Source organism: Dolichospermum heterosporum TAC447 (assembly GCF_024584745.1).
Taxonomy (GTDB): domain Bacteria; phylum Cyanobacteriota; class Cyanobacteriia; order Cyanobacteriales; family Nostocaceae; genus Dolichospermum; species Dolichospermum heterosporum.
Genome location: NZ_CP099464.1, coordinates 3,390,253 through 3,402,654 on the forward strand (window position 1 = coordinate 3,390,253; position 12,402 = coordinate 3,402,654).

Consider the following 12,402-nt stretch of genomic DNA (forward strand, 5'->3'; position numbering starts at 1 on the left):
ACTAACGACTTCCATGTTCTTGCTGGGATTTTTTCTGGGTTTAGTTGTCGGCCTTGGTTTTTGGGTTTGGCAACAGGTTCACCTAAACTGGTATTTAGAGCGATTGTTGCAACCGTTAAATTCTCGTTCCCATGAAACCAATAACATTAAGTTGCTGCTAAGACCTCGCTTACGGCATGATATGTCTATGGTGAATAAACAACGACAGGATTTGCAGCAATCATTGTCTATGTATCAGGAATTGCTAGATTTTGCACCTGTGGGATATTTGCAGGTAGATGAGGAAAGTCAACTGCTATGGTGCAATCAGCAAGCGCGAGAAATTTTATATCTTCAAAGGTGGCAGCCAGGACAGGTGCGTTTATTGTTAGAATTAGTGCGGTCTTATGAATTAGATCAGTTAATTGAACAAACTCGTGATTGGCAAAAGCCACAGGTGCAGGAATGGGTTTTTCATCCTGCTTGTGAAGATGCTAGGGAGATGACAGCGGTAAAATCTATGTTTTTGCGGGCTTCTAGTTTACCTCTACCAACGGGACAAGTGGGGGTATTTTTGGAAAATTGCCAATCTGTGCTAGATATGAAGCAAGAACGCGATCGCTCTTTTTCTGATTTAGCCCATGAACTGAGAACACCCCTCACGGCAATTCGTCTGGTAGTGGAAACTCTGCAAACCCGTCTAGAAACACCTTTAGACCGTTGGGTTAATAGGTTAATGCAAGAAGTTGACCGACTGATTAATTTGGTGCAAAGTTGGTTGGAACTGACGCAAATGGAAAATAATCCTACCATGCAGTTAAATTTAGAATCGGTGGAAATGCGATCGCTCATTATCTCAGCATGGGAAACTCTAGAACCCATCGCCCAACGTCAGTCTTTGAGTATTAACTATACTGGACTAGAAAACATCTACATTCAAGCAGATAAATCCCAACTTTATCGAGTATTTGTCAACTTACTAGATAATAGCATTAAATATAGTCCTGCTCAAGCCACTATTGACATTGAAACTAACATAATTTCTACTGATAACGGTCAAATGTTAGAAATCAACATTATTGACTCTGGTATTGGCTTTGCTATTGCCGATTTACCCCACGTATTTGAACGCTTTTATCGGGGAGACAAAGCTCGATATCGTTCACCCGTTGAAGTCAATTCGACAACGGGAATTGCCGGTAGTGGATTAGGTTTAGCCATTGTCCAGCAAATAATTATTGCCCATAATGGTGTAATCAAAGCCATGAACCATCCCGAAACAGGTGGAGCATGGCTTCAACTTCAATTCTCTCAGATCATGACAAATGCACCTAGCCAAGGCTATAGTTAATGAAATATATACACTTTTTATATAACCAGCGTGAAAACTGTATTTGATCCACAAAATCATGAAATACCGCAGATAGAACGCTCTATTAGGCGTTTAGAACGGGATTTATTACGCATGGGTGCTTTAGTAGAACAATCATTTCGTCTTAGTCATCAAGCCTTATTTGCCGGTGACTTAATAGCAGCGGAACAAATACCCAAACTAGATAAAAAAATTGATCGCTTTTATCGGCAAATAGAATCTGACTGCACAACTATTATCATTCGTCAAGCACCTACAGAAAAAGATTTACGATGTTTGAGTGCTTTTATGCAGTTAGTTCGTGACCTAGAACGGATTGGGGATTATGCCAAAGATTTAGCAAAAATTGCCATTAAACTCTTCCCTTATCCTCAACATAGTTCCTTGCCAGAAATTGCCATTATGTCTCAGCACGCCCAAGCAATGTTAGCAACTTGTTTGGTCGCCCTAGCGGATTTGGATGAAACCAGCGGACAAAGAATGAAGCAGCTAGATGATGCTGTAGATAATGCTTATGAGCATCTTTATCAAACCTTTGCCCAACAAGAAAATTTTCCCGGAGTCATTGAACCAATTTTACTGTTAACCTTAGCAATTCGTTGCTTAGAACGCATGGCAGATCACGCAACTAATATTGCCCAACGAGTTACATATATTGTCACAGGTCAGCGATCGTAAATTTGATATTGATCTTTATCAATACGTACCATAAACAGAGTATAAACTCAAATTTACCAGATCATAAATAAATCATAACTTTGTATAAAAATTTTGATATTTAGTTGTTTTAATTGTCATTAATAATGTAGAATCACTATAGAACATTTATGTATAAGTTCCCTTGGGACTTTACCATAAACTGGATTCATTTAGGTGTGTGAGAGACTAAAATTTATGAAGAAAGCTTTTTGGAACATACTCAAAGTTAGCCCTGTTATAGCTTTGAGCTTGCTAACTGGTAATAGTGCCTTTGCTGGTGAAGTTAACGAACAAGTAACAAGTGTTGCTCAGTTATCCCAAGAGTCCAACAGTTTGGGTCAAGTAACATCCGTTTCTCAGTTTTCCGACGTACAACCTACTGATTGGGCGTTTCAAGCTTTACAATCTTTAGTTGAACGTTATGGTTGCGTTGCTGGTTATCCTAACGGTACTTTCCGTGGTAATCGCGCCTTGAGTCGTTATGAATTTGCGGCTGGTTTAAATTCCTGCTTAGACCGCGTTAATGAACTCATTGCTACTGCTACTGCTGACATGGTAAGCAAGCAAGATTTAGCTACTTTACAGCGCTTGCAAGAAGAATATTCTACAGAATTAGCAACCCTTCGCGGTCAAGTAGATGCGTTAGAAGCTCGGACTGGCGAATTAGAAGCTAATCAATTCTCCACCACCACCAAACTATCTGGTGAAGCAATTTTTAGCGTATCCCAAGCTTTTGGGGATAAAGTGGCACTTCCATCTTCTGCTCCTGGTACAACAACTGGTACACCAACAGCATCAACACGAGACGTAGATTCCAAAGCTACTTTCTCTGACCGGGTGCGGTTGACCTTGAACAGCAGTTTCACAGGAACAGACCAATTACAGACTCGATTAAATGCGGGTAATATTTTAGCTAACAACCCAAATGCTGCCGCTACCGCCACTACACCTGCAACATTTGGTACCGGTACTAACATGACCCGTTTGGGTTATGACGGAAATACTAGCAACGCTGTTTCTATAGACAAACTCAACTACGCTTTCAACTTGAGCGACAAAATTCGTGTCAAGATTGATGCTACTGGTGCTGAGTTGAACGAGAACGTCAATGTTTTCAACCCCGACTTTAGAAGCAGTGGTTCAGGTTCTCTATCTCGCTACGGACGTTTTAGCCCTATTTATCGTCAGGCGAATGACGGTGCAGGTATCACTGTTAATGTCACTCCTAATGATAAAATCGCCTTAAGTGGGGCTTATTTTGCTACAGGTAGAGATAATGCAGCTAACCCTGCACCTGGAACTGGACTGTTCGATGGTAATAACACCATGTTTGGTCAGTTGGCTTTCAAACCTAACAAAGCCATCAACATTGGTCTAACTTACGCCCATTCTTATCAATCTGGTACTCCTAACCTATTCTTAGGAACAGGTAGTGCGAGAGCTAATAATCTTGGTCTTGGTGCTACTAAGATTGAATCAAGCAACTACGGTGTGCAAGCTACCCTCCAACCTGCTAAGAACATCACAGTCGGCGGTTGGGGTGGTTATACCGCTGCCAGCACTTTAGCAGGTGCTAGTACCAGTGGAGAAATCTGGTACTGGGCTGGTACTTTGGGTATCAAGGACTTCGGCAAAGAAGGTAATACCTTGGGTTTCATCTTCGGTCAATCACCTAAATTGACTGGTGGTAAAGCTGGTGCCACAAATATTACCAGAGATGCAAACACTTCTTATCATCTAGAAGGTCTGTACAAGATTAAGCTTTCCGACAACATTCTTGTAACTCCTGGTGTGTTGGTAATCTTGAATCCTGAGCATAACGATAAGAACAGCGCTGAATATGTTGGTACTTTACGGACTACCTTCACTTTCTAGAATTAAGTTAGGTTAGCCCTCCCTAACTCTCCTCTTGTGAAGGGGAGGGAACCAGATTTTTCTTGTTTCCCCCCTTCTAAAGGGGAAAGGGAGGTAAAAATGTGGTGAAAATTACGGGATACCACCTTTCAAACAACCTATTGATATTAAAACTGTGTCTGTCACTGAAAAAGCAGCCGGGTATTATAAAGTAGATGCCGAAAACCCTTGAAGATGCGTTCTCCTAAGTCGAACGCATCTGGGCTTCAGACAAGGGATGAAAGCTAGTTGCTTTGCTTTATCCTGCATTGACGTTAATTTGAAAATTTGAGCGTATTCATCTCATCACCTCCCTATCGGGTAGGTGAGGGGCTTCTACTGTTTAAGCTAAAACTCTCTATAGAATCTCCGCGTTTTTAGACCGGAGACTGTCAAAGATATTCTAATTTATGGTAAATCGGTTATAAAATAATAACTATATTCTCAAGACTACCGCATCTCGTTCCTAGTCTCTGACTAGGAATGCAGTTGATGAGGCTCTGCCTCTAATATCATTGAAGGCAGAGCCTTCTAGAATTCATTCCCAGTCAGAGACTGGGAACGAGATAATGAGATGACTTGAGTTCTTTGCGGGATAGAGGTTTTACGTTAAGTTGACACCGATGAAGCTCTTGCTTTACTCCTACACACCTGGGTTTTTAACTAAATATCTGGGCGCTATGAGGCTCTGCCTCTAATATCATTGAAGGCAGAGCCTTCTAGGATTCATTCCCAGTCAGAGACTGGGAACGAGATAACGAGATGACTTGAGTTCTTTGCGGGATAGAGGTTTTACGTTAAGTTGACACCAATTAAGCTCTTGCTTTACTCCTACACACCTGGGTTTTTAACTAAATATCTGGGCGCTATGAACTATGAAGATTAATCTTGCCAATTACTAATACCCAAAACCAGTTAGGATCAAGGAAATCGGAATTGATATTTTCAAGCATCCACTGGAGAGAAGTGTTTATGGATCTGGTTGTACTCCAGAACTGGCTAGATAATGCCTCATTTGCTGTCTTATTCTGTACGATGTTGGTGTATTGGGTGGGGGCAGCCTTTCCGAGTTTATCGGTGACAGCGGCTTTGGGGACGGCTGGAATGGCGATCGCTAATTTGTGTATGGCGACTCTATTAGCAGCAAGATGGATCGAAGCGGGTTATTTTCCCCTGAGTAATCTCTACGAATCTTTATTTTTCCTGACTTGGGGAATTACCGCTGTCCATTTAATTGCCGAAAATAGCAGTCGTAGCCGTTTAGTGGGGGTTGTAACTGCACCTGTAGCCATGGGAATTGCTGCTTTTGCGACTCTGACTTTACCATCAAATATGCAGGTATCAGAGCCTTTAGTTCCAGCTTTAAAATCTAATTGGCTGATGATGCACGTTAGTGTAATGATGTTGAGTTATTCAGCTTTGATGGTGGGTGCATTGTTAGCGATCGCTTTTTTAATTGTTACTCGCGGTCAAAATATCCAATTACAAGGTAGTTCCGTTGGTAATGGCGGTTATCGAAGTAATGGTTATAAATTACTAAAAGCTGGTGAGTTAGTTACATCTACACTCGCTGCGGAAACTAATGGTTTTTCCCTTGTAGAAAGTAACAACAACGGAAATGGGACTGCGGTTTTAGATTTAATCACAAGTACCCCCATTCAAACTGCTGAAATCCTTTCACCTCAACGTCTTAATCTAGCTGAAACCCTCGATAATATCAGCTATCGCATTATTGGTTTAGGCTTTCCTCTCCTCACAATTGGGATTATTGCTGGTGGGGTTTGGGCTAATGAAGCCTGGGGTTCTTACTGGAGTTGGGACCCGAAGGAAACTTGGGCGTTAATTACCTGGTTAGTTTTCGCGGCTTATCTGCATTCTAGAATAACTCGCGGTTGGCAAGGTCGAAAACCGGCAATTTTGGCCGCTGCTGGGTTTGTTGTAGTTTGGATTTGTTATCTGGGTGTGAATCTTTTAGGTAAGGGTTTACATTCTTACGGTTGGTTTTTGTAAGTTCATCTTTAACTATTACGCCGTAACTCCCCCACTGAATTTGGTACTCCAAATCAGTGGCGGGATATAAGGCGGGAAAAACCGAAATCGTTCTCAATCAATCCGAGGCATAAAACAACCACAATCAAAAAACTATTTAAAAGCTAAAAATAGGTATGCCCGTAAACATTTAAGGGTAAGTAGGCAGCGAAAAGAATATTGCAAGAGATTAGCATATTCCGCGATCCAATCTAATCTAACGATTTGTTGACACTCCCCGGTCTAAAGACGCGGGGATTCTTAATCGAATAATTGTCAAGACAACTGCTCGAATAATATCCGCTTTTCAGGTATTACCTTAGATGTACGGTTCTTGCCCTGATCCTGTTTGCCATTACTGGCAGAATCATCTCTGACAAGCGTAACTTTCCGAGAGTCCCCCGGTAGGTCTTTAACCCACCTTCCGCACCCCCTGGTGTCACAATCGGTAATTTCGGATTTTTGAATACCTTAAAGGATAATTTTTATACAAAAATTGGGAAATTTCAGATAGCGATAGCGAAGCACTGCTGCAAGCAGTTCGCCAGTCCCAAATCTCCAAACGACCAATTTTCGTTGTGTGACAGTTTAGGGTGCGGAAGGTGGGTTAGAATATTTTGGACATAAATATGGGAAGGTGAAGGTTGCTGTTCCTCCTCATAATACAAGCCAAAATTGCGCTAATTGTGGTCAAAAAGTCCAAAAATCTCTAGCGACTAGAACTCATGTTTGTCATCATTGTGGGTTTGTTGAAGATAGGGATATTAACGCCAGTATTAACATCCTAACATTAGGATTAAGTACCGTAGGGCATACGGGAACTTACGCTACAGGAGATTTGCCCTCTTGGGCGATTGGTGTTAACCTGTCGTCTAACGGTGAGTCTGTGAATCTAGAATCCCCGCGTCTTTAGACCGGGGAGTGTCAAAGTAGAGAATCTTCATGTCTTGGGCATGGTACGTAATCACAATTTGGCAAAATAAATATCTGATGCAGGACGGGAAACATTCACCAATTTTCTAGCCTATAAGCTAGAACACAAAGGCGGAAAGTTGGTTGAGATTGATAGATGGTTTCCCAGTTCTAAGCTTTGCTCTAATTGTTTCTATCAAGTAAGTGATATGCCATTGGATGTCCGTATGGACTTGTCCTCATTGTGGCACTCATCATGATCGTGATGGTAATGCAGCGATAAATATTAGAGCAGAAGGTATCAGAATGCTTGCATTGACTTGTGCCGAGCGCAGTCGAGGTAGCGCAGCCGAAATTATCAAGGCGGAAGGTATGGCTTCGCCACGCAGGCTATCAGCCGTCTCTGCTGTAGGAGGGGAGATCAGACCAAAACTTGGGCGAAAGTCTAAGTTGCGGCACTCCCCTGTGAGTACAGAAGCCGACGCTGTACTTGGTACTCCAAGTCAGTGTGGGTAGTTCACTCAGGTACTTAATAACTAAAACAAAACCCCCTCTAAAAGAACAGAGGAGGTTTTACTGTATGGAATAATAGACCTGGCATCGAGCTATTTTCACGTGGGGCTACCCCCAAACTATCGTCGCCGCAGCAGCGTTTCACCTCTGAGTTCGGGAAGGGATCAGTGTGGTTCCACCGCGCCATAGACACCAGGAAAGCCTGATGATTTTGGATTTTGGATTTTAGATTGGACTTATCAATCCAAAATCTAAAATCTAAAATTCACAAAACCCTGAAGACTGCATTTGAGAAAGAGAAATCACAATAACAAATTGAATAGAGGTCAAGCCCTCGGTCTATTAGTACCCCTCAGCTTCATACATTGCTGTACTTCCACTTAGAGCCTATTAACGGGTGTTCTGCCCGTGACCTTACCTACTTATCGTAGTGAGAGTACTCATCTTGAGGTGGGCTTCCCACTTAGATGCTTTCAGCGGTTATCCTCTCCGCACTTGGCTACCCAGCGTTTACTGTTGGTACAATAACTGGTACACCAGCGGTGCGTTCCTCCCGGTCCTCTCGTACTAAGGAGGACTCCTCTCAATACTCTTGCGCCTGCACCGGATATGGACCGAACTGTCTCACGACGTTCTGAACCCAGCTCACGTACCGCTTTAATGGGCGAACAGCCCAACCCTTGGGACGTACTTCCGCCCCAGGTTGCGATGAGCCGACATCGAGGTGCCAAACCTCCCCGTCGATGTGGACTCTTGGGGGAGATCAGCCTGTTATCCCTAGAGTAACTTTTATCCGTTGAGCGACGGCCATTCCACTCTGCGCCGTCGGATCACTAAGGCCTACTTTCGTACCTGCTCGACTTGTCGGTCTTGCAGTCAAGCTCCCTTCTGCCTTTACACTCTTCGCACGGTTTCCAAGCGTGCTGAGGGAACCTTTGCGCGCCTCCGTTACCTTTTAGGAGGCGACCGCCCCAGTCAAACTGCCCACCTGAAACTGTTCCCTCTCCGGCTGACGGAGATGGGTTAGAATTCTAGCTTCGCCAGAGTGGTATCTCACCGTTAGCTCCCTATTCCCCAAAAGGAATAGTTCACCGCTTCCCACCTATCCTGCGCAAGCGAAGCCCGAACACAATTCCAGGCTACAGTAAAGCTTCATAGGGTCTTTCTGTCCAGGTGCAGGCAGTCCGTATCTTCACAGACATTCCTATTTCGCCGAGTCTCTCTCTGAGACACCATCCAAATCGTTACGCCTTTCGTGCGGGTCGGAACTTACCCGACAAGGAATTTCGCTACCTTAGGACCGTTATAGTTACGGCCGCCGTTCACCGGGGCTTCGGTCGTCAGCTTCACTTTCGCTGACCAACTTCCTTAACCTTCCGGCACTGGGCAGGCGTCAGCCCCCATACGTCCTCTTGCGAGTTGGCGGAGACCTGTGTTTTTGGTAAACAGTCGCTTGGATCTCTTCACTGCGACCCACTGCTTAGGTGGGCACCCCTTCTTCCGAAGTTACGGGGCCATTTTGCCGAGTTCCTTAGAGAGAGTTATCTCGCGCCCCTTGGTATTCTCAACCTCCCTACCTGTGTCGGTTTCGGGTACGGGTGTTCTATCTTCATCACATAAATAGCTTTTCTTGGCACTATCCTTCACCACGCGGAGTTCGTAAACTCCTCCCAAACCAATCAGGGTATGGCTACCTTTTATGCGTCCCTATCTATGCTCCCACAGAACAGTAAGTGACTATTGACACTTTGTCCATCGACTACGCCGTTCGGCCTCGCCTTAGGTCCCGACTAACCCAGAGTGGACGAACCTGGCTCTGGAACCCTTAGGGTTTCGGGGTGTATGATTCTCACATACATTTGCGCTACTCAAGCCGACATTCTCACTTCCGTTTCGTCCACAGCTGCTCGCCGCTACTGCTTCTACCTACGACGGAACGCTCCCCTACCGATTAATAAATTAATCCCACAGCTTCGGTACATCACTTAGCCCCGTTCATTTTCGGCGCAAGATCGCTTGACTAGTGAGCTATTACGCACTCTTTCAAGGGTGGCTGCTTCTAGGCAAACCTCCTAGTTGTCTAGGCAATCTCACCTCCTTTATCACTTAGTGATGATTTGGGGACCTTAGCTGGTGGTCTGGGCTGTTTCCCTCTTGACAATGAAGCTTATCCCCCACTGTCTCACTGGCTGTGTGTTCTCTGGGTATTCTGAGTTTGTCTCGATTTGGTACCGGTCTCCCAGCCCGCACCGAAACAGTGCTTTACCCCCCAGATTTAATCACAACCGCTGCGCCTCAACACATTTCGGGGAGAACCAGCTAGCTCCTGGTTCGATTGGTATTTCACCCCTAACCACACCTCATCCGCCGATTTTTCAACATCGGTCGGTTCGGACCTCCACTTGGTGTTACCCAAGCTTCATCCTGGACATGGTTAGATCACCAGGGTTCGGGTCTATAAACACTGATATCTCGCCCTCTTCAGACTCGGTTTCCCTTTGGCTCCAGCATTCTCGCTTTAACCTACCAGTGCCTATAAGTCGCCGGCTCATTCTTCAACAGGCACGCGGTCATCCGTTAAATCGGACTCCCACTGCTTGTAAGCTTATGGTTTCATGTTCTATTTCACTCCCCTTCCGGGGTTCTTTTCACCTTTCCCTCGCGGTACTTGTTCACTATCGGTCACACAGTAGTATTTAGCCTTACGAGGTGGTCCTCGCTGATTCACATGGAATTCCTCGTGCTCCATGCTACTCGGGATTCAGCTACTATCCTTTGACTTTCAACTACGGGACTTTCACCCCCTCTGGTACAGTATTTAGCTGTTTCGTCTAGCCTCTAGATTCGATATTGCTGTCCCACGACCCCAAAGAATAAATCCCTTGGTTTAGGCTCTTCCCCTTTCGCTCACCACTACTTAGGGAATCTCTAGTTTGATTTCTCTTCCTCCAGCTACTAAGATGTTTCAGTTCGCTGGGTTGGCTCTTTCCTGTCTATATATTCAACAGGTAGTACATAGGGTTGCCCCATTCGGACATTTCCGGCTCTTAGTTTGCTTCCAACTCCCCGGAACATTTCGTCGGTAACCACGTCCTTCTTCGCCTCTGTGTGCCTAGGTATCCACCATTAGCCCTTATTAGCTTGACCACAATTTCTTCTTGTTTGCTTTCACATCCATCTCAATGTCTGTGTCTGCGGTGCTTTTTCTCTTTCTCTTATGCAGTTTTCAAGGTTCTGGCTGGAATTTAACCCAGCAGTCTAACTATGTTTGTTAGGTGCTGACTTTGATTCAATTTTTGAACTAAGCCGAATAATACTTTGAAAGATATCTACCAATCTCGACCGACCTAGGTTAGACCAATTTAGTTTCTATTCACAATTTGCATTGCTTTCGAGTTCTAAATGGATTAGGTCTCCCTAAAAGGAGGTGATCCAGCCACACCTTCCGGTACGGCTACCTTGTTACGACTTCACCCCAGTCATCAGTCCTACCTTAGGCATCCCCCTCCTTGCGGTTGGGGTAACGACTTCGGGCGTGACCAACTTCCATGGTGTGACGGGCGGTGTGTACAAGGCCCGGGAACGAATTCACTGCAGTATGCTGACCTGCAATTACTAGCGATTCCTCCTTCACGAAGGCGAGTTGCAGCCTTCGATCTGAACTGAGCTACGGTTTATGAGATTCGCATCACATCGCTGTGTAGCTGCCCTTTGTCCGTAGCATTGTAGTACGTGTGTAGCCCAAGACGTAAGGGGCATGCTGACTTGACGTCATCCCCACCTTCCTCCGGTTTGTCACCGGCAGTCTCTCTAGAGTGCCCAACTTAATGCTGGCAACTAAAAACGAGGGTTGCGCTCGTTGCGGGACTTAACCCAACATCTCACGACACGAGCTGACGACAGCCATGCACCACCTGTGTTCACGCTCCCGAAGGCACTTCCATCTTTCAACGGAATTCGTGACATGTCAAGCCTTGGTAAGGTTCTTCGCGTTGCATCGAATTAAACCACATACTCCACCGCTTGTGCGGGCCCCCGTCAATTCCTTTGAGTTTCACAGTTGCCTGCGTACTCCCCAGGCGGGATACTTAACGCGTTAGCTACGGCACAGCTCGGGTCGATACGAGCTACGCCTAGTATCCATCGTTTACGGCTAGGACTACTGGGGTATCTAATCCCATTCGCTCCCCTAGCTTTCGTCCCTCAGTGTCAGTCTTGGCCTAGCAGAGCGCCTTCGCCACCGGTGTTCTTCCTGATATCTACGCATTTCACCGCTACACCAGGAATTCCCTCTGCCCCGACCACACTCTAGCTTTGTAGTTTCCACTGCTTTTATTTGGTTGAGCCAAACTCTTTAACAGCAGACTTACAATGCCACCTGCGGACCCTTTACGCCCAATCATTCCGGATAACGCTTGCATCCTCCGTATTACCGCGGCTGCTGGCACGGAGTTAGCCGATGCTTATTCCTCAGGTACCGTCATTTTGTTCTTCCCTGAGAAAAGAGGTTTACAACCCAAGAGCCTTCCTCCCTCACGCGGTATTGCTCCGTCAGGCTTTCGCCCATTGCGGAAAATTCCCCACTGCTGCCTCCCGTAGGAGTCTGGGCCGTGTCTCAGTCCCAGTGTGGCTGATCATCCTCTCAGACCAGCTACTGATCGTCGCCTTGGTAGGCTCTTACCCCACCAACTAGCTAATCAGACGCAAGCTCTTCTTCAGGCAGCAAGCCTTTCACCTCTCGGCACATTGGGTATTAGCCACCGTTTCCAGTGGTTGTCCCCAACCTGAAGGTAGATTCTTACGCGTTACTCACCCGTCCGCCACTATCTCCGAAAAGACCGTTCGACTTGCATGTGTTAAGCATACCGCCAGCGTTCATCCTGAGCCAGGATCAAACTCTCCATTTTGTGTTTTCGAGTTTGTTGGCTCCGAAATTAGTTAAAATCTCGAATCCTCTTTCAATTATCTTTACGACGAGGATTGGTTTAATCTATTCTTTCAAAGTA

At 45.3% G+C, this 12,402-nt stretch carries 4 protein-coding genes, 3 rRNA genes and 2 pseudogenes; 6 read left to right on the top strand and 3 right to left on the bottom strand.

The features are described from left to right. The first annotated feature begins 13 nt into the window (after positions 1–13). The 6 genes and pseudogenes from NG743_RS15260 to NG743_RS15290 all read left to right on the top strand — a co-directional run. Positions 14–1,330: a sensor histidine kinase gene (locus tag NG743_RS15260; protein WP_027403572.1), complete on the top strand. Its 1,317-nt coding sequence runs from the start codon at positions 14–16 to the stop codon at positions 1,328–1,330. A 30-nt stretch (positions 1,331–1,360) separates the two neighbouring features. After that, positions 1,361–2,029, top strand: coding sequence for a phosphate signaling complex protein PhoU (gene phoU / locus NG743_RS15265; RefSeq protein WP_027403573.1), 669 nt, complete (start codon positions 1,361–1,363; stop codon positions 2,027–2,029). Between the two features lie 216 nt (positions 2,030–2,245). Continuing rightward, entirely contained in the window at positions 2,246–3,925 is a 1,680-nt protein-coding gene (locus NG743_RS15270) for an iron uptake porin (protein WP_193962903.1), read from the top strand. A gap of 990 nt (positions 3,926–4,915) precedes the next feature. After that, the gene (gene ccsB / locus NG743_RS15275; RefSeq protein WP_027403575.1) at positions 4,916–5,953 is read left to right on the top strand and encodes a c-type cytochrome biogenesis protein CcsB; all 1,038 of its coding nucleotides are present in this window, start codon (positions 4,916–4,918) and stop codon (positions 5,951–5,953) included. A gap of 625 nt (positions 5,954–6,578) precedes the next feature. After that, positions 6,579–6,884, top strand: a pseudogene (locus NG743_RS15285) (zinc ribbon domain-containing protein); the annotation flags it as partial. A 7-nt stretch (positions 6,885–6,891) separates the two neighbouring features. Next, positions 6,892–7,399 (top strand): annotated as a pseudogene (locus NG743_RS15290) (RNA-guided endonuclease InsQ/TnpB family protein); the annotation flags it as partial. 76 nt (positions 7,400–7,475) lie between these two features. Here the strand turns inward: NG743_RS15290 and rrf are convergent. The 3 genes from rrf to NG743_RS15305 all read right to left on the bottom strand — a co-directional run bounded on the left by rrf (position 7,476) and on the right by NG743_RS15305 (position 12,303). Further along, positions 7,476–7,593 (bottom strand): 5S ribosomal RNA (rrf, locus tag NG743_RS15295). Between the two features lie 125 nt (positions 7,594–7,718). Beyond that, positions 7,719–10,543: ribosomal RNA gene (locus tag NG743_RS15300) — 23S ribosomal RNA — on the bottom strand. A gap of 273 nt (positions 10,544–10,816) precedes the next feature. Then, positions 10,817–12,303, bottom strand: a 16S ribosomal RNA gene (locus NG743_RS15305). The 16S, 23S and 5S rRNA genes sit together here, the layout of an rRNA operon. Positions 12,304–12,402 lie beyond the last annotated feature (99 nt).